Below are 21,229 nucleotides of genomic sequence, written 5' to 3' on the forward strand. Positions count from 1 at the left end.
CGCGTCCGTCGCGTCCGTCGTGATGTCCGCCACCCGGGCCGCCTCCGCGGCCACCGCCGGAGGCCGACGCGACCAGGGTGCGCGCGGAAGCGCCGTCGCCGGAGCCGGGCGTCGGGTAGGGGTGGCTATCAGCCACGGCCGGTGTGACGGCCAGGGCCGCCCACAACAGGACCGGGACCGCCATCAGACGTCTGGCACAGGCTTTGTTCACCCGGCGAGCATGGGCTCGCGCCCGCCCGCGTACGCGAGGGAACGGGCCGGTTCGCCTGAACGGGTGGTGTGCCGGGCGGAAAGGTTTGAGCCACGCGCGGGTCGCCTGGTGGGCGAGTCCGGGCCCTCATCGCGCAATTCCCAAAAGGGATGTGTCGGTATCGATCATTCTCCCGGACCGGGGCGTCAGGCGTGTTGGGTGTGTGACTAAGAACGGATCGCCAATTTCCGCTTTTGCTCGCCCCGTTGGGCAATGATCAGTACATTCAGCTCGGACAGGAGTCCGACCGCTGACGGACCGCCGCAGGAACAACGCTTGGAGACCCCGATGGAGCGCCCCGCCTGGGCCCCGCCAGGCATCGACATATCGGTGCCGAGCGTGTCCCGCATCTACGATTACTACCTGGGCGGGTCCCATAATTTCGAGGTCGACCGCCAGGCGGCCCGCCGCGCCATGGAATTCATGCCGGGCCTGCCCAAGATCATGCAGGCGAACCGGGCATTCATGCGCCGCACCGTCCGGCACGCGGTCGCCGAGGGCATCACGCAGTTCCTCGACATCGGCTCCGGCATCCCCACCTTCGGCAATGTCCACGAGATAGCCCAGGCCGCCAGCCCGGAGGCGCGCGTGGTCTACGTCGACCACGACCCGGTCGCCGTCGCGCACAGCCAGGCCGTACTGGCCGGCGACGAGCGCAGCGGTGTCGTCGCCGCCGACCTCCGCAAGCCGCAGGACATCCTGGCCGCCCCGGAGGTGACCCGGCTGCTCGACCTCGAACGGCCCGTCGCGCTCCTGCTCGTCGCCGTCCTGCACTTCCTGGAGGACACGGACGCCCCGTACGCCGCCGTGGCCGAACTGCGCGATGCGCTCGCCCCCGGCAGCCTGCTGGTCCTCACGCACGCCTCGTTCGAGGGGATCCCGCTCACGGAGGAGGTCGCGGGCGGCACCGTCGGCGTCTACCGGGACATCCGCAACCCCCTCGTCATGCGCAGCGGGGAGCAGATCCGCGGATTCTTCGACGGGTTCGAGATGCTGGAGCCCGGTCTGGTGTCCATGCCCGACTGGCGGCCGGACCGAGCCGAGTCCCCGGAGGACGGCGCGGTTCCCGAGGACCCGTACGCCTTCTCGGGCTACGGCGGCGTGGGACGCAAGGCGTGAGACTTCCCGCACAGACGGCGGGCGCGCCGGACGGCGCCGCGGCGCCCGCCGGAGCTCCGGCCCCCGGGCCCGGCGCGGCCAAGGCCGCGGCCCCGGAGCCACCGGCGGTCCCCAGAGGCGGCATCGAGGACCGGATCGCCCGCTTCGCGACCATCTGGGGGCGGGCGATCTTTCCCGTCACGGCGACCTCGCTGACCCGCCCCGAGTTCGAACGCCACCTGCTCCCGCTCACCCGGACGCTCGCCGAGGCCCTGCACGCCCGCCCCTTCGACGCCGCCGTCGCCCAGCGGGTCGGCGCGGAGCTCGTCGCCGTGCACTGCACCGACCCCGAAGCGCTGTCGGGCACCCTCGGGGTGATCGAGTCGTACCTGGTGCTCTACTGCGGGCCCGGCTGGCCCGGGGCGCCCGGCGTCGGCTCCGGCGCGGAGGACACCGAGGAGTACCGGTCCCGCTGCGCCCGCCTCCAGCACGGGATCGCCGCGGGCTTCGCCCGGGCCCTGCGCGAGCGCACCCTCAAGGAGCAGGAAGCCATCGCCCGTTCGGCGCTGACCGCCCGCATCGACGCCCAGCAGGCGCTCCACGCGAGCGAGGAGCGCTTCCGGGCGGTCTTCGAGGGCGCGGCCGTCGGCATCGGCATCGCCGACCTGGAAGGCAACATCCTCGAGGTCAACGACGCGCTGCTGCAGATGTTCGGCGGCCTGGAAGGGCACGTCCGGGGCCGCAAGGTCAGCGAGTGGGGACACCCCGACGACACCCCGCACGTCTGGCGGATGCACGGCGAGCTGGTGCGCGGCGAGCGTGAGAACTTCCGCGTGGAGAAGCCGTACTACCGGCACGACGGCACCGTGCTCTGGACCAACCTGACGGTGTCGCTGCTGCGCGACGCCGACGGGGCGCCGCGCTACCAGCTGGCGCAGATGGAGGACACCACCGAACGCCGGCTGCTGAACCTGCGCCTGCGCTACGAGGCGACCCACGACGCCCTCACCGGCCTGCCCAACCGGACGCTGTTCTTCGAACGCCTCGAGAAGGCCCTGAGCGGGCCCGGCGCCAGCCGCTTCGGCCTGTGCTACCTGGACCTCGACGGGTTCAAGGCGGTCAACGACAGCCTCGGCCACTCTGCGGGGGACCGGCTGCTGGTGGAGGTCGCCGACCGGTTGCAGAGCTGCGCGACCGGCCCCGGCGAGGTGGTCGCCCGGCTCGGCGGGGACGAGTTCGTGGCCCTGACCACCGGCCCCGACACCGAACAGGAGGTGACCGACCTGGCGGTCCGCATCCTGTCCGCACTGTCGACGCCGATCCGGCTGGAGGGCCGCGAACTGACGGTCCGGGGCAGCATCGGCATCGTGGAGGGCGCGGCCCGCGAGCGCACCCCGGCGGAGGTGCTGCGCAGCGCGGACATCACGATGTACCGGGCCAAGGCGGCAGGCGGCAACCGCTTCGAGTTCGCCGACGCCGAGGCCGACGCCCGGGCCATCACCCGCCACGGCCTGACCAACGCCCTGCCGGCGGCGCTGGAGCGCGGCGAGTTCTTCATCGAGTACCAGCCGCTGGTCCACATGCACGACGGCAGCGTGCACGGGGCGGAGGCGCTGGTGCGCTGGTCGCACCCGCAGTACGGGGTGCTCGGCCCGGACCGCTTCATCCCGCTCGCCGAACGGACCGGGCTGATCGTGCCGCTCGGCCGCTGGGTCCTGGAAGAGGCGGTCCGCCAGGCCCGCAACTGGCAGCGCCAGCACGGCGGCTCCTCCCTGCGGATCAACGTCAACCTCTCGCCGACCCAGCTGCACCACCCCGGCCTGGTCGCCGACACCGTCGCCGTGCTGGAGAAGTCGGGCCTCGCCCCGGGCGCGCTGTGCCTGGAGGTGACCGAGTCCGCCCTGATCGGTGCCGACGACGAACTCCTCGAACCCCTGCGCCGGCTCGCAGCCCTCGGCGTGGACATCGCCCTGGACGACTTCGGCACCGGCTACTCGAACCTGGCCAACCTGCGCCGCCTGCCGGTCAGCGTCCTGAAGCTGGACCGCTCCTTCACCCAGGGGATGCAGCAGAGCCCGGCCAACCCGGTCGACGTCAAGATCGTGGAGGGCATCGTCGCGCTGGCCCACAGCCTCGAACTGGCCGTCACCGTGGAGGGCGTGGAGACCGGAGCCCAGGCCGCCCAGCTGCGCGACCTCGGCTGCGACACCGCCCAGGGCTGGTACTACGCCCGCCCGGGCGCCCCCGACCGCATCCACACCCTCTCCCTCTCGGATGCCGTGCCCACACCCTCCTGACTCAGGCCGGTCAGTTCATCCCCGCCTCCGTCCCGCGCCCCGGTTCACGGACCGCCGCCATCACCCGCTCCATCCGCCGGGTGGCGTCGGCCAGCACCTCGGCCGCCACGGGCAGGCGCGCGGCCTCGTACGCGTCGAGCGCACCGTCCTGAGACGGGCCAGTGACGGCGGCGGCGAGGGCCCGGGCGAGGGCTGCCGCGTCCTGGATCCCGGTGTTCATGCCGAGCCCGCCGGCTATCGGATGGACGTGCGCCGCGTCCCCGGCGAGGAAGACCCGCCCCACGCGCATCCGGGCGGCCTTGCGGACGTTGGCCCGCCACGACGAGAGCCAGGTGGCATCCGCGAGCCGGATCCCCGGCGTCCCGGCGTGCCGGTCGAAGAGCCGCTGGAAGCCCTCCAGCGACGGCGGCAGCGGCTCTCCCCGCTCGTCCTCCTCCGGCGCGGCCTGGAGCTGGAAGACCTCCGTCCCCGGTATCGGGCAGAGGAGTATCCCGCCGCCGTCCGAGGTGAACCACTGGTGCCAGTACTCCCGGCTCAGCCCCGGCGCACGCACGTCCCCGAGCACCATCGACGGCCGTTCCTCCGTGTGTCCTTCGAAGGGGATGGCGAGGAGCTCCCGGACCGAGCTGTGTCCGCCGTCGCACCCGGCGGCGTATCCGGCGCTGACCGAACGGCCGTCGGTCAGCCGCGCGGTGACCCCGCCGGCGTCCTGGGCGAGCGCCGCCGCCTCCGCCTCGTACTCGACCGGGACGCCGAGCCCGGCCAGCCGCTCGCGGAGGGCCTCCTCGACCTGCCACTGGCCGATCAGCAGGCCGCCGCCGGCCGGAGTGTCGCTGATGTGGGCGCCGTCGAAGTACTTGCGCAGGATCAGGCCGGAGGTGCCCGTCCCGGAGAGCCGCTCGGCGAGGCCGAGCCGGGACAGGACTTCCAGGCTGCCCGGGTTGAGCCCCTTGCCCCGGGACTCGCGGTGGGGTCCGGCCCGCCGCTCGAGGATCCGGACGGCGACGCCTCGGAGGGCCAGTTCGCAGGCCAGGGTGAGGCCGGTGGGGCCGGAGCCCGCGATCAGTACGTCGGTCATCGGAAGTCCTCTCATCGCGTCGATGACTCAAGGAAAGCGGCTCCCCGAAGAAAAAGCAACCAGGTAACGAAAATAACCCGGTCCAAAAAATTACCGGGTAACGAATCCGTGCTAGGGTGTGAGGCATGGACAACACGACGGGTCTGCGCGAGAACAAGAAGCTCCGTACGCGCCACCGGCTGACGGCCACGGCGCTGGAGCTCTTCCTGGAGCACGGCTTCGACGCCGTCTCCGTGGCCGACGTCGCCGCGGCGGCGGAGGTCTCCAAGCCCACGCTGTTCCGGTACTTCCCGAGCAAGGAGGACCTGGTGCTGGACCGCTTCGCCGACCACCAGGACGAGGCGGCGCGCATCGTGCGCGAGCGGCCGGCCGGCCAGGGTCCGGTCGGAGCCGTACGGGAGCACTTCCTGGCCGCCCTCGACCGGCGCGACCCGATCACCGGGCTGTGCGACCACCCCGCGGTCCTCGCCTTCGAGCGGCTGGTCTTCTCCACCGCCAGCCTGGAGACCCGCCTCGCCCGCTACACCGCCCGCGAGGTCGAACTGCTCACCGACGCCCTCGAAGCCGAGTCCACACCGCCGCTCACCGCCCGGCTGGCGGCGCTGCACCTGGTGACGGCCCGCCAGGAGCTGGGCCGGGAGAACTGGCGCCGGATCGAAGGCGGGCAGAGCGCCGACGAAGCCCATCCGGCGGCCGTGGCCGACGCCGAATCCGCGTTCGGCATGCTGGCCGGCGGGCTCGACCAGGTGTTGCCCATACGCGCCGGCGCCGCCTCGGCGGGCTGACGGCCGGCCGGCGGGGCCGTCCGCTCCGTCAGCCCACCAGGATCCGCTTCAGCTCGCGCGCCGCACGCGGGGGAGCCACGTCCGTGCGGTGGGCCAGTGCGATCGTGCGCCGCAGCGGCGAACCCGCCAGGGGGGTCGCCCGCAGGCCGGGGCCCGCGCGGTCCACCACCATCGCGGGGACCACGGCGATGCCCAGGCCCGCCCTGACGAAGCCCAGGACCGCGTCCATCTCGCCGCCCTCTACCGTGAACACCGGCTCGAAGCCCTCCGCACGGCAGGCCGCCACCGTCATCTCGCGCACGTCGTAGCCGTGCCGGAACATCACCATCGGCTCGTCGCGCAGCCCGGAGACGGTCAGAGCCCCGCCCCCGCAGGTCCAGGGCGCCGCGCGCCAGCTCCCGAACAAGATCGAGCGAACCGCTCTCCTCGATCAGCAGCTCGATCCCCGGATGTGCGCGGTGGAAGGCGCGCAGCACATCCGGCAGCAGACCCGTGCAGACGCTGGGCGTGGCGCCCAGCCGGACCCGCCCGCGCCGCAGCTGCGCCAGCTCCTGCACCTCCAGCCGCGCGGTGTCCGCGTCCGCCAGGATCCGCCGGGCCAGCGGCAGCAGCGCCTCGCCCGCGTCCGTCAGCGCGATGTTGCCCCGCGCCCGGCTGAACAGCTCGGCGCCCAGCTCCCGCTCCAGCGCCTTGATCTGCTGGGACAGCGAGGGCTGGGCCACGTGCACCTGCTCCGCGGCCCGCGTGAAGTGCCGGGTGTCGGCGACGGCGACGAAGTAGAGGAGCTGCTGGAACTGCATGGACCCCAGGATAGCGCCGTCATAGAGATTCCCTATGGACATCAGCCTCATCATGTCTTGGACCTTTCAGGACTTTGGTCCTTACGGTCGAGGCATGGCTCTGGCAACGCGGACGGGTCGACGGCCGTCCACCACGCGCACGATCTGGGACTCGTCCGTCGGCAAGAAGTCCGTGATGGCCGTGTCCGGCCTGATCATGCTCGGCTACCTCGTCGTGCACATGCTCGGCAACCTCAAGATCTTCTTCGGGGCCGAGGAGTTCAACGGGTACGCCCACTGGCTGCGCACCCTGGGCGCGCCCTTCCTGCACCACGAGTGGGCCCTGTGGATCGTCCGCGTGGTCCTGCTCGCCGCGGTCGTCGCGCACGCCGTCTCCGCCTACCAGCTCAGCCGCCGCGGCATCCGGGCACGCCCGGTGAAGTACGCCCACAAGCGCCGCCGGGCGAGCTACGCCACCCGCACCATGCGCTGGGGCGGCATCATCCTCGGCCTGTTCATCGTCTGGCACCTGCTCGACCTCACCACGCTCACCGTCAACGAGCGCGCCTGGGCCGGCCACCCGTACGAGAACGTCCTGTCCACCTTCTCCACCTGGTACGGGAACACGATCTACATCGTGGCGATGGCGGCCCTCGGCCTGCACGTCCGGCACGGCTTCTGGAGCGCCGCCCAGACCCTCGGCGCGGGCAACGCCCGGCGCGAGCGGGCACTGAAGTTCCTGGCCAACGCCCTGGCCCTCGTCCTCTTCGCGGGTTTCGTCTCCGTCCCCGTGGCCGTCATGACCGGAGTGGTGAACTGACCATGACCGACCTCGGATACGACTACAGCCGCTACGGCACCGGCGCACCCCTCGCCGACACCAAGGCCCCCGAAGGCCCGATCGCGGACCGCTGGGACCGCCGCCGCTTCGAGGCCAAGCTCGTCAACCCGGCCAACCGCCGCAAGCACACCGTGATCGTCGTCGGCACCGGCCTCGCCGGCGGATCCGCCGGCGCGACCCTCGCCGAACAGGGCTACCACGTGGTCCAGTTCTGCTTCTCCGACTCCCCGCGCCGCGCCCACTCCATCGCCGCCCAGGGCGGTATCAACGCCGCGAAGAACTACCGCAACGACGGCGACTCGGTGCACCGCCTCTTCTACGACACCGTCAAGGGCGGGGACTTCCGCGCCCGCGAGTCCAACGTCCACCGGCTCGCCCAGATCTCCGTCGAGATCATCGACCAGTGCGTCGCCCAGGGCGTCCCCTTCGCCCGCGAGTACGGCGGCCTCCTCGACACCCGCTCCTTCGGCGGAGTCCAGGTCTCCCGCACCTTCTACGCCCGCGGCCAGACCGGACAGCAGCTGCTCCTCGGCGCCTACCAGGCCCTCTCCCGGCAGATCGCCGCGGGCAACGTGGAGATGCACGCGCGCACCGAGATGCTCGACCTGATCACCGTCGACGGCGTGGCCCGCGGCATCGTGGCCCGCGACCTCGTCACCGGCGAGATCTCCACCCACTACGCCGACGCGGTGGTGCTGGCGAGCGGCGGCTACGGCAACGTCTTCTACCTCTCCACCAATGCCATGAACTCCAACGCGACCGCCGTCTGGCGGGCGCACCGGCGCGGCGCCTACTTCGCCAACCCCTGCTTCACCCAGATCCACCCCACCTGCATCCCGCGCACCGGCGACCACCAGTCCAAGCTCACCCTGATGAGCGAGTCCCTGCGCAACGACGGCCGCATCTGGGTCCCGAAGGCCAAGGGCGACACCCGCCCCGCCGCCGACATCCCCGAGGCGGAGCGCGACTACTACCTCGAGCGGATCTACCCCTCCTTCGGCAACCTCGTGCCCCGCGACATCGCCTCCCGCGCCGCGAAGAACGTCTGCGACGAGGGCCGCGGCGTGGGCCCCGGCGGCCAGGGCGTCTACCTCGACTTCGCCGACGCCATCCGCCGCATGGGCCGGGACGAAGTCGCCGAGAAGTACGGCAACCTCTTCGAGATGTACGAGCGGATCACCGCGGAGAACCCGTACGAGGTCCCCATGCGGATCTACCCCGCCGTGCACTACACGATGGGCGGCCTGTGGGTCGACTACGACCTCCAGACCACCGTCCCCGGCCTCTTCGCGGTCGGCGAGGCCAATTTCTCCGACCACGGCGCGAACCGCCTCGGCGCCTCCGCCCTCATGCAGGGCCTCGCCGACGGCTACTTCGTGCTGCCCGCCACCATCAACGACTACCTGGCCCGCCACCCGCACCAGGAGGCGGTCGACGACACCCACCCCGAGGCCCGGGAGGCCGTACGGGAGACCCGCGAGCGCCTCACGAGGCTGCTCTCCGTCGACGGCGACCGCACCCCCGACTCGTTCCACCGCGAGATCGGCGAACTCATGTGGGAGTACTGCGGGATGGCCCGCACCGAGGAGGGCCTGCGCAAGGCGCTCGGCCGGATCCCGCAGATCCGCGAGGAGTTCTGGCGGCGCATCAAGGTCCCCGGCACCGGCGAGGAGTTCAACCAGTCGCTGGAGAAGGCCAACCGCATCGTCGACTACCTGGAACTCGCCGAGCTGATGTGCCTCGACGCGCTCCACCGCGCCGAATCCTGCGGCGGCCACTTCCGCGAGGAGTCCCAGACCCCGGACGGCGAGGCCGCACGCCGCGACGACGAGTTCTCCTACGCCGCCGCCTGGGAGTTCACGGGCGCCGCGCCCGTCCTGCACAAGGAAGACCTCGTCTTCGAGTACGTCCACCCCACCCAGCGGAGCTACGCATGAAGCTCACCCTGCGCGTCTGGCGCCAGCACGGCCCCGACGCCCCCGGCGCCATGGCCTCCTACGAGGTCGACGGCATCTCGAAGGACATGTCCTTCCTGGAGATGCTCGACACCCTCAACGAGGACCTCATCCTGCGCGGCGAGGACCCGGTCGCCTTCGACCACGACTGCCGCGAGGGCATCTGCGGCGCGTGCAGCCTCGTCATCAACGGCGACGCCCACGGCCCGGAGCGCACGACCACCTGCCAGCTCCACATGCGGTCCTTCGCCGACGGCGACACCATCGACGTCGAGCCCTGGCGGGCCGCCGCCTTCCCGGTGGTCAAGGACCTGGTCGTGGACCGCGGCTCCTTCGACCGCATCATCCAGGCCGGCGGCTACATCACGGCCCCCACCGGCGCCGCCCCCGAGGCGCACGCCACCGCCGTGCCCAAGGCCGACGCCGACTTCGCCTTCGAGCACGCCGAGTGCATCGGCTGCGGCGCCTGCGTGGCGGCCTGCCCCAACGGCTCCGCGATGCTGTTCACCTCCGCCAAGGTCAACCACCTGGGCGTCCTCCCGCAGGGCTCACCCGAGCGGGAATCCCGGGTGCTGGACATGGTCGCCGCGATGGACGACGAGGGTTTCGGCGGGTGCACCCTCACCGGCGAATGCGCCACGGCCTGCCCGAAGGGCATTCCGCTCCCGTCCATCGCCGCCATGAACAAGGAGTGGCTGCGGGCGGTCCGCAAGGGCTGACCCGCTCCGCTGACCGCCGCGCACCGCTCCGCCGACCGGGCTGACCGGCTCCGCCGACCGGGCGCTCGTACGGCCCCACGCCGCGCCGCACCCCGGCGCGGCCGCGGCCGTGGGGGACAGTGCACCCATGCCACATGCCCCCGCCGGGTCCGGACCGCGCCGCCGAGCCGTACTGGCCGCCGCGCTCGCCCCGCTGGCCGCCGCCGGCTGCTCCGGGGAGGAACCCGCGCGCCCGGCGCCCGGCCCGCAGCCCGGGACCGGGGACGCCCTGGTCATGGTGATCCGGCACGCCGAGAAGCCGTACGCCGGAGACACCGGCTGGGACGAGGAGGGCGAGGACGACCCCGGTTCGCTCGCCGGCCGCGGCTGGCGCCGGGCCGACGAACTCCGCCGGCTCTTCCCGCCGTCCCGCGGCTCCTCGCTGCCCCGCCCCGCCACCGTCTTCGCCGCGGGCGGCGGGACCGCGGCACCCGCCCGGTGCAAGCAGACCGTCGCGGCACTGGCCACCGCACTGCGCACCCCCGTACGCGCCGAGTTCGCCGTCGGAGCCGAGCCGGCCCTCGTCCACGCCGTACTGCGCGCCCCCATGCCCGCGCTCGTCTGCTGGGAGCACAGCGGCATCCCCCGCCTGGTCCGCGCCCTCGGCGCCCACCAGGTCCTCGGAGTCCCCGCCACCTGGCCCGACCGCCACGACCTCGTCTGGACGTTCACCCGCCGCCAGGGCCAGTGGAGCTTCCGCGAACTCCCGCAGCACCTGCTGCCGGGTGATGCCTAGGCCGTCCGCCTACTCCCCGAGCGCGCGCGCCAGGTACCGCGCCGTGCGGCCCGTGCCCGCCGCGGCCACCTCCGCCGGGGTGCCCGAGGCGACGATCCGGCCGCCCTCCGCGCCCCCGCCCGGTCCCAGGTCGATGACCCAGTCCGCGCCGGCCACCGCCGCCATGTCGTGCTCCACGACCACCACCGAGTGCCCGGCGTCCACCAGCCCGTGCAACTGCCGCAGCAGCACCCGCACATCGGCCGGATGCAGCCCGGTCGTCGGCTCGTCCAGCAGGTACAGCGTGTGGTCCCGGCGCAGCCTCTGCAGCTCCGTCGCCAGCTTGATCCGCTGCGCCTCGCCGCCCGACAGCTCGGTGGCCGGCTGCCCCAGCCGCAGATAGCCGAGCCCGATGTCCTCCAGCGCCCGCAGGCTGCGCGCCGCCGCCGGGACCTCCGCGAAGAACCCGGCCGCCGACTCCACCGTCAGCCCCAGCACCTCGGCGATGTTCAGCCCCGCGTAGCGCACCTCGAGCGTCTCGGCGTTGTACCGGGCGCCCGCGCACCGCGGGCACGGGGCGTACGTGCTCGGCAGGAAGAGCAGCTCCACCGAGACGAAGCCCTCGCCCTGACAGGTCTCGCACCGGCCGCCGGGCACGTTGAAGGAGAACCGGCCCGCCTTCCAGCCGCGGGCCCTTGCCTCCGGCGCCGCCGTGAACAGCTTGCGCACCACGTCGAACAGCCCCGTGTACGTGGCCAGGTTGGACCTGGGGGTGCGGCCGATCGGCTTCTGGTCCACCTCCACCAGCCGCCGTACCGGGAAGTCCGGTTCCGCCAGCCGCCCGGCGACCTCCCGGGCCAGCGCCTGGCCCACCAGCGTGGACTTCCCCGACCCCGACACCCCGGTCACGGCGGTGAACACGCCGAGCGGGAACGGCACGTGCACGCCGCGAAGGTTGTGCCGGTCGACCCCGCGCAGGCGCACCGACCCGGTGGCCGTGCGCACCGGGCGCCGCGCCCCGGCCGGCTCCGGCGCCGCGAACAGGTGCCGGGCCGTCGCCGACCGCGCCACACCGGCCAGCCCCTGCGGCGGGCCGCTGTACAGGACCTGCCCGCCGTGCTCCCCGGCCAGCGGTCCCACGTCCACCAGCCAGTCCGCGTGCCGCACCACCGACAGGTCGTGCTCCACGACGAACACCGTGTTCCCGGCCTCCTTCAGCCGGTCCAGTACGCCGAGCAGCGCCTCGGTGTCGGCCGGGTGCAGCCCGGCCGACGGCTCGTCCAGTACGTACACCACCCCGAACAGCCCCGACCGCAGCTGCGTCGCCAGCCGCAGCCGCTGGAGCTCGCCCGCGGACAGGGTCGGCGCGGCGCGGTCCAGGCTCAGGTAGCCGAGGCCGAGCTCGACCACGGGCCCGATCCGCGCGCGCAGGTCCTGCGCGAGCACCCGCGCCGCCTCGTCCTCCAGGGGCGCGTCGGCGAGTACGCCGTCCAGGCCGGTCAGCGCCATGGCCGCCAGCTCGGCGATCCCGTACCCCGCGAAGGTCACGGCCAGGGCCTCGGGCCGCAGCCGCCGCCCCTCGCACACCGGGCAGGGGGAGTCGGCGAGGAACCCCTCCGCGCGGGCCCGCAAGGTGGCGCTCTTGCTGTCGGAGAAGGTCCGCATCACATAGCGGTGGGCGCTCGTGTACGTGCCCTGGTAGGGCCGTTGGATCCGGTCCGCGTCCCGTACCGGGTGCACGGTCACCACCGGCTGCTCCCCGGTGAACAGGATCCACTCGCGGTCCTTCGCCGGGAGCTCCCGCCACGGCCGGTCGACGTCGTGGCCCAGCGCCTCCAGGATGTCCCGCAGGTTCTTGCCCTGCCAGGCGCCCGGCCAGGCGGCGATCGCACCCTGACGGATCGACAGTCCGGGGTCGGGGACGAGGAGTTCCTCGCTGGTGCGGTGGATCCGGCCGAGTCCGTGACAGGAAGGGCAGGCCCCGGCCGCGGTGTTGGGGGAGAAGGAGTCGGAGTCCAGGCGCGGGGCCCCCGGCGGGTAGGTTCCGGCCCGCGAGTACAGCATCCGCAGCGAGTTCGACAGCAGGGTCACCGTCCCGACCGAGGACCGCGATCCCGGCGAGGAGCGGCGCTGCTCCAGGGAGACGGCGGGCGGCAGCCCGGTGATCGAGTCCACCTTCGGGGCGCCGATCTGGTGGATGAGCCGGCGGGCGTACGGGGCCACGGACTCGAAGTACCGGCGCTGGGCCTCGGCGTAGATCGTGCCGAAGGCGAGCGAGCTCTTCCCGGACCCGGAGACCCCGGTGAACACGGTCAGCGCGTCGCGCGGGATGTCCACGTCGACGCCGCGCAGGTTGTGCTCCCTGGCACCCCGGACGCGTACGCGGGAGTCGGGGGCGGGCAGGGGATCGCGGGCCTGGTGCATTCGCCCTATTTTAGAGTCCCGCGATCCGGGCCAGCCTGCGGTGGGAGTCCAGCAGCGCCGTCCGGTCGTGGGTGGAGGTGGTGACCAGCAGCTCGTCCGCGCCGGTCAGCGCGGCCACCTCGGCCAGTTCCGCCGCGACCTGCTCCTCCGTGCCGTGCACGTGCCCGGCCAGGGCGCCCTCGTACAGCTCGCGTTCCTTCGGGGTCATGGACAGGGCCTCGATCTCCTCGGCCGGCCGCAGCGGCGGGAAGCTGCCCCGGGTGCGGGAGTACGCGGCGGACCAGGCTTCGGGGACCAGGATCCGCCGGGCCTCCTCGGCCGTGGCGGCCACCGCCACCGTCCCGGAGACCACCACGTACGGCTGCGCGCCCCACGCCGAGGCCCGGAACTCCTTGCGGTAGGTCTCGATGACCTCCGTGACCCGGCCGCGCGTCCGCAGGTCTCCCACCACCAGCGGCAGCCCGGCCCGGGCGGCGATCCCGGCGCCCTCGCCGGTGGCCAGCACGTACGCCGGTATCCGAAGGCCCTCGGCGGGGCGGGCGTGCACCTGCGGATGGGCCCGCTGGCTGCCGTCGATCCAGCCCAGCAGCTCGGCCAGCTGCTCCTCGAACCGGTCGGCGTCCCCGGTGTCGCGCCCCAGGGCCCGCCGGATGCCGTTGGTGAACCCGACCGAACGGCCGAGCCCCATGTCGATCCGGCCGGGGAACAGCGCCTCCAGGACCCCGAACTGCTCCGCGACCACCAGCGGCTGGTGGTTGGGCAGCATGACCCCGCCCGTGCCGACCCGGATCCGCCGGGTGGCCGCCGCCACGGCCGCGGCCAGCACGGTCGGCGCGGATCCCGCGACCCCGGGCACGCTGTGGTGCTCCGAGACCCAGAAGCGGTGGTAGCCGAGTTCCTCGGCGGCCTTGGCCAGGTCCACGGTGTCCCGCAGGGCCTCGGGGGCCGAGTGGCCCTCGCGGGTGCGGGACCGGTCGAGGAGGGAGAGTTTTCGGATCACACAGGTCTCAACACCGTGCGTGCGTGAGGATTCCCCGGGGTGTCCCGCCGGTCGGCCTAGGGTTGCGGGATGACCGAGAACAACGCGCGCAGACCGCTGGCCGTCTTCGACATCGACAACACCCTGGCGGACACCGGCCACCGCCAGCACTTCCTGGAGCGCCGCCCCCGCGACTGGGCAGGCTTCTTCGGTGCGGCGCCCTCCGATCCGCCGCTGGGGCGCGGGGTGGCGCTGGCGGTGGAGAGCGCGGCCGACTGCGAGGTGGTGTACCTGACCGGGCGCCCGGAGCGGTGCCGCGCGGACACGGCGGACTGGCTCGCCCGGAACGGCCTGCCCGAGGGCCGGGTGTGGATGCGCGGGAACCAGGACCGGCGCCCGGCCCGGACGACCAAGCTGGAGGTGTTGCAGCGGATCGCCCGGGGCCGGGAGGTGCGCATGCTCGTGGACGACGACGAACTCGTCTGCCGGGCCGCCCGCGCCGCCGGGTTCCGGGTCGTCCTCGCCGACTGGGCGGCGCGGGCGCCGGAGCTCGAGGCCGCCCAGGAGGGTGAAGGGCGGACCTGAGCGCGGCGGGCGGGCCGGGGGCCGGGAGTTCAGTCCTCGCCGTCGAGGCGGAAGCCGACCTTGAGCCCCACCTGGTAGTGGGCGATGGCGCCGTTCTCGATGTGCCCGCGCACCTGGACGACTTCGAACCAGTCGAGATTGCGCACGGTCTGGCCCGCACGGGCGATCCCGTTGCGGATGGCCTGATCGATGCCCTCGTTGGAGGTGCCGACGATTTCGGTCACCCGGTACGTGTGATTGGACATGGGGGTCTCCCGACGCTGGGTGGCTTTTGCCTCGTTCTACGGTGCCCCAGTAAGTCCGGCTCCGCGAACTTTGCGTGAACAGTCCCGAGCGAAAGGCCCTTGACCCGCCCATTGGTCTATGCCAATTTCAAGCCATCCGAGATCCGTCCCCAGAAGGTGACCTTTCGTGAAGATGCGCTTCCTTGCCGTGTGCACCGCCCTCGCCGCCGCCACCGCCCTGACGGGCTGCGGCCAGTCGGGTGACCAGGCCGGAGGTACGCAGAAGGTGACGCTCTGGCTGATGAAGGGCAGCGCCTCGGAGGACTTCATCGGCAAGTTCACCGCCTCCTTCGAGCAGGAGCACCCCGGCGTCGACCTGGACGTCAGGATCCAGGAGTGGACCGGCATCGGCGAGAAGGTCAACGCCGTGCTGGAGGGCAGGAGCAAGGAGAGCGCCGACGTCATCGAGGTCGGCAACACCCAGGTCGCCCAGTACGTCGAGACCGGGGGCCTCTCGGAACTCACCCTCGAAGGGCTGCGCGCCTGGGGCAGCAAGGACTGGCTCAGGGGCCTGTCCGAGCCGGGAAGCGTCAACGGCGCCCAGTACGGAGTCCCCTGGTACGCCGCCAACCGGGTGGTGATCTACAACAAGGACCTCTTCGCGGACGCCGGGATCAAGAGCGCCCCCAAGAACCGCGCGGAGTGGATCCAGACCACCCAGAAGCTCGACAGGTCCGAGCAGCAGGGCATCTACCTGGCCGGCCAGAACTGGTACGTCCTCGCCGGCTTCATCTGGGACGAGGGCGGCGAACTCGCCGTCGAGACCAGCGGCAAGTGGGTCGGCAGCCTCGACGACGAGAAGGCCCTGGCCGGCATGGAGTTCTACAAGCAGCTCCAGGCGCTCGGCGACGGCCCCAAGAACGCCGACGAGGAGACGCCCCCGCAGTCGGAGGTCTTCGCCCGCGGCCAGGTCGCCCAGATCATCGCCACGCCCGGCCAGGCCGCCGAGATCGAGGCCGCCAACCCCGCGCTCAAGGGCAAGCTCGGCTTCTTCCCCATCCCCGGCAAGACCTCCGACAAGGCCGGCGCCGTGTTCACCGGCGGCTCGGACCTGATCATTCCGGAGCGCACCGGGCAGCGGAAGGCCGCGGTCGACGTGATCACGGCCCTGGTCGGCGAGAAGTGGCAGACCGAGCTCGCCCGCACCATGAGCTACGTACCGAACAAGACCACCCTCGCGCACGTGGTCGAGGGCAACGAGGGCGCCGCCACCATGGCCGTCGGCGCCGCCCAGGGCCGGGCCACCCCCAAGTCCGCCCGCTGGGCCGAGGTCGAGGCGAACAACCCGATCAAGCCCTTCATGACCGCCGTGCTGACCGGGCAGGACCCGAAGCAGGCCGCCCGGACGGCCTCCGCGACCATCAGCACCGTGCTCAGCTCCGACCGCTGACCCCTGACGCCGCTCGGGCCCGCCGGGTCCACCCGCCGTCACCCCGTCCGCACCCGCCCGCCCGCCCAACCACCCGTGGGCGTGGAGGAGGACTTCTTCGCGCTCGGCGGCCACTCGCTGCTGGCCGCCCGCGCCGTGAGCCGCTTCCGGGACGCCCTGGACGTGGACTGCGGCATCCGCGACCTGTTCGAGCTGCGCACGGTCGCGGCGCTCGCCGCACGGCTCGGGGAGCGCACCGGCGCCGGACGTCCGCGCCTCGCCGCGGCCGGCCCGCGGCCGGAGCGGCTGCCGCTGTCCTTCGCCCAGCGCAGGCTGTGGCTGCTGGACAGCGTGCGCGGCCCCGGCACCGCGTACAACGTGCCGCTGGCGGTACGCCTGGCGGGCCCGGTGGACGCCGTGGCGCTGGAGGCCGCCGTGCAGGACCTGGTCGGCCGCCACGAGAGCCTGCGGACCGTCCTGCGCGAGCACGAGGGCGAGCCGTACCAGGTGGTCCTCCCGGCCGGACGGGCCTTCGTGCCGCTGGCCGTGCGCGAGGTGGCCGCGGAGCGGCTGGAGGCCGAGGCGGTCCGCGCGGGCGGGCACGTCTTCGACCTGGCCGCCGAGCCTCCGGTGCGGGTCACGCTGCTGCGGGCCGCGCCGGACGACCACCTGCTGGTGGTGCTGGTGCACCACATCGCCACGGACGAGGGTTCGGCCGGCCCGCTGCTGGCCGACCTGGACCGGGCGTACACCGCCCGGTCGGCGGGCGCCGAGCCCGTCTTCGCCCCCCTGCCGGTGCAGTACGCCGACTTCGCGCTGTGGCAGCGCGGACTGCTGGGCGACCCGGGCGACCCGGATTCGGTGGCGGGCCGTCAGGCGGAGTACTGGCGCCGGGCGCTGGCCGGCGCCCCGGCGGAGGTGGCGCTGCCCGCGGACTGGGCCCGTCCGGCGGTCCCCTCGTACGAGGGCGACGTGGTGGCCTTCGAGGTCCCGGCGCGGACCGGGGCCGGGCTGGCGCGGATCGCCCGGGAGGGCGGTGCGACGCTGTTCATGGTGGCGCACGCCGCCGTCGCGGCGCTGCTACACCGGCTCGGCGCGGGCGAGGACATCCCGCTGGGCAGTCCGGTCTCGGCCCGGGAGGGCGAGGAGCTCGACGGACTCGTCGGCTTCTTCCTGAACACGCTGGTGCTGCGCGCCGATCTGTCCGGGGACCCGACCTTCGCCGAGCTGGTGGCGCGGGTGCGGGACACCGGGCTGGCTGCCTTCGCCCACGCCGACCTGCCGCTGGAGGCGGTCGTCGAGGCGGTGGACCCGGAGCGGTCCCGCTCGCGCAACCCGCTGTTCCAGACGATGGTGACCTACCACTCGGCCGACGGCGAGGTCCGGCGGCTGTTCGGGCTGCCCGCCCGGGAGTTCACGGTGGAGACCGGGGGCGCCAAGTTCGACCTGGAGATCGCCTTCGGGGCCCCGCGGGAGGACGGTGCGATCTCCGGCGGCATCCGCTTCGCGACCGACCTCTTCGACCGTGCGGGCGTCGAACTGCTCACCCGGCGGCTGCTGTCGCTGCTGGACGCGGTCGTGGCCGCGCCGGACGGGCCGGTCTCCGCGGTCGAGGTGCTGGACCCGGCGGAGCGCGGGCTCGCCCTGGACGGCTGGAACGACACCGCCCGGGCCCCCGGCGGCCCCCGCACCCTGGCCGCGCTGGTGTCGGCCGGTGCGAAGGACGCGACCGGCCCCGCGCTGGTCTTCGAGGGGCGGGAGCTGTCGCGCGCCGAGTTCGAGGAGCGGGTGAACCGGCTGGCGCGCCTGCTGACCGGCCACGGCGTCGGCCCGGAATCGGTGGTGGCGGTGGCCCTGCCCCGCTCCCTCGAGCTGGTCGTCGCCCTGCACGCGGTCATCCGGGCCGGCGGCGCCTACCTCCCGCTCGACCTCGGCCTGCCGGCCGAACGGCTGGCGTACATGGCCCGGACCGCCGGACCCCTGCTGACGCTTACCGACACTCTGTCGGCAACCTCCCTGCCCTCCGAAGCCGGCGGCGAGCGCCTCCTGCTGGACTCCTCCCCCGTCCGGTCGGCGCTGGCGCTGCTGGACGGCTCGGACCTGACGGACGCGGAGCGGCGCGAGCCGCTGCTGCCCCGCCACCCCGCGTACGTGATCTTCACCTCCGGCTCCACCGGCATGCCCAAGGGGGTGCTCATCGAGCACGAGGCGATCGTCAACCGCTTGGAGTGGATGCAGGACACGTACGCCCTGGCCCCCGGGGACCGGGTGCTCCAGAAGACCCCGGCGAGCTTCGACGTCTCCGTCTGGGAGTTCTTCTGGCCGCTCGCCGCGGGCGTCCCGCTGGTCGTCGCGCGCCCGGACGGCCACAGGGACCCGCTCTACCTCGCGGACCTGATCCGCGAACAGCGCGTCTCCGTCCTGCACTTCGTCCCCTCCATGCTGGGCGCCTTCCTCGGTGAGAGCGCGATCGCCGACTGCCCGGCCCTGCGCCTGGTCGTGTGCAGCGGCGAGGCCCTGCCCACCGAACTCGTCGCCCGCTTCCACACCTCGGCCGCGGGCGCCCCGGTGGCACTGGAGAACCTGTACGGCCCCACGGAGGCGGCCGTGGACGTCACCTACGGCTCCTGTACGGCGGCCACCGCCACCGAGGGCCGGGCGTCGGCGTCGATCGGCCTGCCGGTGTGGAACACCCGGGTCTACGCCCTCGACGCACGGCTGCGGCCGGTGCCCGTGGGCGTCCCCGGCGAGCTGTACCTGGCCGGCGTCCAGCTGGCCCGCGGCTACCTCGGGCGCCCCGGCCTGACCGCCGAGCGCTTCACCGCCGACCCCTACGGCGCACCCGGCACCCGGATGTACCGCACCGGCGACCTCGTACGGCGCCTCCCCGACGGCCGGCTGGACTACCTCGGCCGCACCGACGACCAGGTCAAACTGCGCGGCTTCCGCATCGAACTCGGCGAGATCCAGGCCGTCCTGGCCAGCGCCCCCGAGGTCGCCCAGGCCGCCGTCGTCGTCCGCGAGGACCAGCCGGGGGTGCGCCGCCTGGTGGCCTACGCCGTCCCCGCACCCGGCGCGAGCCCCGATGCCGCGGCCCTGCGCGCCCTGGCCGCCGCCCGCCTGCCCGAGTACATGGTCCCGGCCGTGTTCACCACGCTGGAGCGGCTGCCGCTGTCCGCGAACGGCAAGCTCGACCGGCGGGCGCTGCCCGCACCGGCCGTCACCGCGCCGGCCGCCGCGGCCGCCCCGGCCGCCGCCCCCGCGGTGCCCGCCGGGTCCCCCGAGCAGATCCTGTGCACCCTGATGGGCGAGGTGCTCGGACTGCCGGGAGTCGGCCCCGACGCGAACTTCTTCGAGCTCGGCGGCGACAGCATCGTCTCCATCCGCCTGGTGGGCCTGGCCCGCAAGGCCGGGCTGACCATCTCGGCCCGGCAGGTCTTCCAGCACCCGACCCCGGCCGCTCTCGCGGGCGTCGCCACCGTGCCCCAGGGCTCCCCGGCCCCCGCCGCCCGTGCGTCGGACACCGGCCCCGGTCCGCTGCCGCTGCCCCCGGTGGCCTCCTGGCTGGCCGAACGGGGCGGGCCCTTCGCCTCGTTCGCGCAGGCCCGGCTGGCCCGGCTGCCCGTCGGAGCCCGGCGGGCGCACCTGGAGACCGCACTGCAGGCCGTACTGGACCACCACGACGGGCTCCGCCAGCTGCTCACCGTGGCCCGGCCCGGCGTGTGGAGCGCGGAGATCCGCCCGGCCGGCGCGGTGGACGCCGCCACCGCCTTGGACCACGTGGACGCGGCCGGCCTGTCCGACGCCGCCCTGCGGGAGCTGGTCACCGCCGAGTCGGAGCGGGTGTGGCGCCTGCTGGATCCCTGCTCGGGGGCGCTCGTCCGCGCCGTGCACCTCGACCTGGGGCCGGCCGAGCCGGGCCGGCTGCTGCTCGTCGTCCACCACCTCGCGGTGGACGAGGTGTCCTGGCAGATCCTGCTGCCCGACCTGCGGGCCGCGTACGAGGCCGCCGCGGCGGGGCGGACACCGGCCCTGGACCCGGTCGGGACCTCGCTGCGCGCCTGGACCACGCACCTGCTGGCCGAGGCGCGGAGCCCGCGCCGGACCGCCGAGCTGGACCGCTGGCTGGCGGCCGAACCCGGCGGGCCGCTGCTCGCCGGACGTCCGCTGGATCCGCGGACCGACACGGCGGCCACCGCACGCCGCCTGTCCGTGCGGATCTCCGCCGAGCGGACGGCCCCGCTGCTGCAGACCGTCCCGGCCGCCTTCCACGGCACGGTCGCGGACACCCTGCTGAGCGCGCTCGCGCTGGCGGTCGGCGACTGGGCGGCCCGCTCGGGGCGGCCCCGGCCGGACGGGTTCACGGTGGACCTGGAGGGCCACGGCCGGGAGCAGGAGCTGCTCCCGGGCGCCGACCTGACCCGCACGGTGGGCTGGCTGACCAGCATCCACCCGCTGCGGCTGCCCGCCGGACCCTACGACCCGGAGGCGGTGCTCGCCGGACGCGCGGACGCGGGCGCGCTGCTCAAGGAGGTCAAGGAGCTGCTGCGGGCGGTGCCCGACGGCGGGCTCGGCGCGGGCCTTCTGCGGTACGCCAACCCGGCCACCGCGCGTCTGTTCGACCCGGCGGCCCGCGCCGAGATCCTGTGGAACTACCTGGGACGGCAGACCGGACGGGCCGACTCCGTGTGGGGTCCGGCGCCGGAGGCGGACGCCGTGTCCGCCCGCCCCGACCCGGCGATGCCGCTGTCCCACGTACTGGAGATCACCGCGGAGATCACCGACGGGGACGGCGGCCCGGAGCTCACCGCGCACTTCATCTGGGCGGGTGAGGCGCTCTCCCAGGACACCGTCGGACAGCTCGCGGACGGCTGGACGGCCGCCGTGGACGTCCTCGCCACCTGGGCGGACGGCGCCGCCTCCGGGGGGCACACCCCCTCGGACCTCGACCTGGTCGACCTCGACCAGGACCAGATCACCATGCTCGAAGAAATGTGGAGGGCCCAGCAGTGACGCAGGCGCGAATCGAGGA

Annotated in this window: 14 protein-coding genes and 1 pseudogene; 10 read left to right on the top strand and 5 right to left on the bottom strand. The window is 73.6% G+C overall.

Annotated features, from left to right (window positions below):
* Nucleotides 1-538: 538 nt before the first annotated feature.
* Both ACTVZO_RS33780 and ACTVZO_RS33785 read left to right on the top strand, forming a co-directional pair.
* The gene (locus ACTVZO_RS33780; protein WP_443303354.1) at nucleotides 539-1,369 is read left to right on the top strand and encodes an SAM-dependent methyltransferase; all 831 of its coding nucleotides are present in this window, start codon (nucleotides 539-541) and stop codon (nucleotides 1,367-1,369) included.
* Nucleotides 1,366-3,645 carry a putative bifunctional diguanylate cyclase/phosphodiesterase gene (locus tag ACTVZO_RS33785; protein WP_443301938.1) on the top strand — a complete coding sequence of 760 codons (2,280 nt, stop codon included), beginning with the start codon at nucleotides 1,366-1,368 and terminating at the stop codon, nucleotides 3,643-3,645. The genes ACTVZO_RS33780 and ACTVZO_RS33785 overlap by 4 nt, the downstream gene beginning before the upstream one ends.
* Before the next feature lie 10 nt (nucleotides 3,646-3,655).
* On the opposite strand, the gene ACTVZO_RS33790 is transcribed toward ACTVZO_RS33785, so the two are convergent.
* Complete coding sequence (locus ACTVZO_RS33790) at nucleotides 3,656-4,723, bottom strand: FAD-dependent monooxygenase (protein WP_443301939.1); 1,068 nt, start codon at nucleotides 4,721-4,723, stop codon at nucleotides 3,656-3,658.
* 125 nt (nucleotides 4,724-4,848) lie between these two features.
* Between ACTVZO_RS33790 and ACTVZO_RS33795 the strand changes: the two genes are divergently transcribed.
* Nucleotides 4,849-5,508, top strand: a complete 660-nt coding sequence (locus tag ACTVZO_RS33795) for a TetR/AcrR family transcriptional regulator (RefSeq protein ID WP_443301940.1) — start codon at nucleotides 4,849-4,851, stop codon at nucleotides 5,506-5,508.
* A gap of 28 nt (nucleotides 5,509-5,536) precedes the next feature.
* Here the strand turns inward: ACTVZO_RS33795 and ACTVZO_RS33800 are convergent.
* Nucleotides 5,537-6,308: pseudogene (locus ACTVZO_RS33800) on the bottom strand (LysR family transcriptional regulator).
* Between the two features lie 94 nt (nucleotides 6,309-6,402).
* Here ACTVZO_RS33800 and ACTVZO_RS33805 point away from each other — a divergent pair.
* The 4 genes from ACTVZO_RS33805 (at nucleotide 6,403) to ACTVZO_RS33820 (ending at nucleotide 10,577) form a co-directional block, all read left to right on the top strand.
* Nucleotides 6,403-7,107: a succinate dehydrogenase gene (locus ACTVZO_RS33805; protein WP_443301941.1), complete on the top strand. Its 705-nt coding sequence runs from the start codon at nucleotides 6,403-6,405 to the stop codon at nucleotides 7,105-7,107.
* A gap of 2 nt (nucleotides 7,108-7,109) precedes the next feature.
* Entirely contained in the window at nucleotides 7,110-9,065 is a 1,956-nt protein-coding gene (locus ACTVZO_RS33810) for a fumarate reductase/succinate dehydrogenase flavoprotein subunit (RefSeq protein WP_443301942.1), read from the top strand.
* The gene (locus tag ACTVZO_RS33815; protein ID WP_443301943.1) at nucleotides 9,062-9,802 is read left to right on the top strand and encodes a succinate dehydrogenase/fumarate reductase iron-sulfur subunit; all 741 of its coding nucleotides are present in this window, start codon (nucleotides 9,062-9,064) and stop codon (nucleotides 9,800-9,802) included. Before ACTVZO_RS33810 ends, ACTVZO_RS33815 begins: the two co-directional genes overlap by 4 nt.
* Nucleotides 9,803-9,929: 127 nt before the next feature.
* The gene (locus tag ACTVZO_RS33820) at nucleotides 9,930-10,577 is read left to right on the top strand and encodes a hypothetical protein (protein ID WP_443301944.1); all 648 of its coding nucleotides are present in this window, start codon (nucleotides 9,930-9,932) and stop codon (nucleotides 10,575-10,577) included.
* Nucleotides 10,578-10,586: 9 nt separating this feature from the next.
* Here ACTVZO_RS33820 and ACTVZO_RS33825 read toward each other — a convergent pair whose 3' ends face one another.
* Both ACTVZO_RS33825 and ACTVZO_RS33830 read right to left on the bottom strand, forming a co-directional pair.
* On the bottom strand, nucleotides 10,587-12,980 hold the full coding sequence (locus tag ACTVZO_RS33825; RefSeq protein WP_443301945.1) for an ABC transporter: 2,394 nt from the start codon (nucleotides 12,978-12,980) through the stop codon (nucleotides 10,587-10,589).
* Between the two features lie 10 nt (nucleotides 12,981-12,990).
* Entirely contained in the window at nucleotides 12,991-13,980 is a 990-nt protein-coding gene (locus ACTVZO_RS33830) for an MsnO8 family LLM class oxidoreductase (protein ID WP_443301946.1), read from the bottom strand.
* Nucleotides 13,981-14,049: 69 nt separating this feature from the next.
* Here ACTVZO_RS33830 and ACTVZO_RS33835 point away from each other — a divergent pair, with 69 nt between their 5' ends.
* Nucleotides 14,050-14,544, top strand: coding sequence for a phosphatase domain-containing protein (locus tag ACTVZO_RS33835; protein WP_443301947.1), 495 nt, complete (start codon nucleotides 14,050-14,052; stop codon nucleotides 14,542-14,544).
* 29 nt (nucleotides 14,545-14,573) lie between these two features.
* Here the strand turns inward: ACTVZO_RS33835 and ACTVZO_RS33840 are convergent, their stop codons facing one another.
* Nucleotides 14,574-14,789 (bottom strand): dodecin, encoded by a 216-nt coding sequence (locus ACTVZO_RS33840; protein WP_443301948.1) that lies wholly within the window; start codon nucleotides 14,787-14,789, stop codon nucleotides 14,574-14,576.
* A gap of 166 nt (nucleotides 14,790-14,955) precedes the next feature.
* On the opposite strand from ACTVZO_RS33840, the gene ACTVZO_RS33845 reads away from it, so the two are divergent.
* Together ACTVZO_RS33845 and ACTVZO_RS33850 are read left to right on the top strand one after the other, a co-directional pair.
* Nucleotides 14,956-16,218 (top strand): extracellular solute-binding protein, encoded by a 1,263-nt coding sequence (locus ACTVZO_RS33845; RefSeq protein ID WP_443301949.1) that lies wholly within the window; start codon nucleotides 14,956-14,958, stop codon nucleotides 16,216-16,218.
* 81 nt (nucleotides 16,219-16,299) lie between these two features.
* Nucleotides 16,300-21,210, top strand: coding sequence for an amino acid adenylation domain-containing protein (locus ACTVZO_RS33850; RefSeq protein ID WP_443301950.1), 4,911 nt, complete (start codon nucleotides 16,300-16,302; stop codon nucleotides 21,208-21,210).
* The last annotated feature ends 19 nt before the right edge of the window (nucleotides 21,211-21,229 follow it).

Origin of the sequence: Streptomyces sp. IBSNAI002 (assembly GCF_052244475.1) — a bacterium.
Taxonomy (GTDB): Bacteria; Actinomycetota; Actinomycetes; order Streptomycetales; family Streptomycetaceae; genus Streptomyces.

Bases quoted from the DNA above. Each gene is read 5' to 3' on its own strand.
- ACTVZO_RS33780 (WP_443303354.1), top strand. From the start codon at position 539: ATGGAGCGCCCCGCCTGGGCCCCGCCAGGCATCGACATATCGGTGCCG.
- ACTVZO_RS33790 (WP_443301939.1), bottom strand. From the start codon at position 4,723: ATGACCGACGTACTGATCGCGGGCTCCGGCCCCACCGGCCTCACCCTG.
- ACTVZO_RS33795 (WP_443301940.1), top strand. From the start codon at position 4,849: ATGGACAACACGACGGGTCTGCGCGAGAACAAGAAGCTCCGTACGCGC.
- ACTVZO_RS33805 (WP_443301941.1), top strand. From the start codon at position 6,403: ATGGCTCTGGCAACGCGGACGGGTCGACGGCCGTCCACCACGCGCACG.
- ACTVZO_RS33810 (WP_443301942.1), top strand. From the start codon at position 7,110: ATGACCGACCTCGGATACGACTACAGCCGCTACGGCACCGGCGCACCC.
- ACTVZO_RS33815 (WP_443301943.1), top strand. From the start codon at position 9,062: ATGAAGCTCACCCTGCGCGTCTGGCGCCAGCACGGCCCCGACGCCCCC.
- ACTVZO_RS33820 (WP_443301944.1), top strand. From the start codon at position 9,930: ATGCCACATGCCCCCGCCGGGTCCGGACCGCGCCGCCGAGCCGTACTG.
- ACTVZO_RS33825 (WP_443301945.1), bottom strand. From the start codon at position 12,980: ATGCACCAGGCCCGCGATCCCCTGCCCGCCCCCGACTCCCGCGTACGC.
- ACTVZO_RS33835 (WP_443301947.1), top strand. From the start codon at position 14,050: ATGACCGAGAACAACGCGCGCAGACCGCTGGCCGTCTTCGACATCGAC.
- ACTVZO_RS33840 (WP_443301948.1), bottom strand. From the start codon at position 14,789: ATGTCCAATCACACGTACCGGGTGACCGAAATCGTCGGCACCTCCAAC.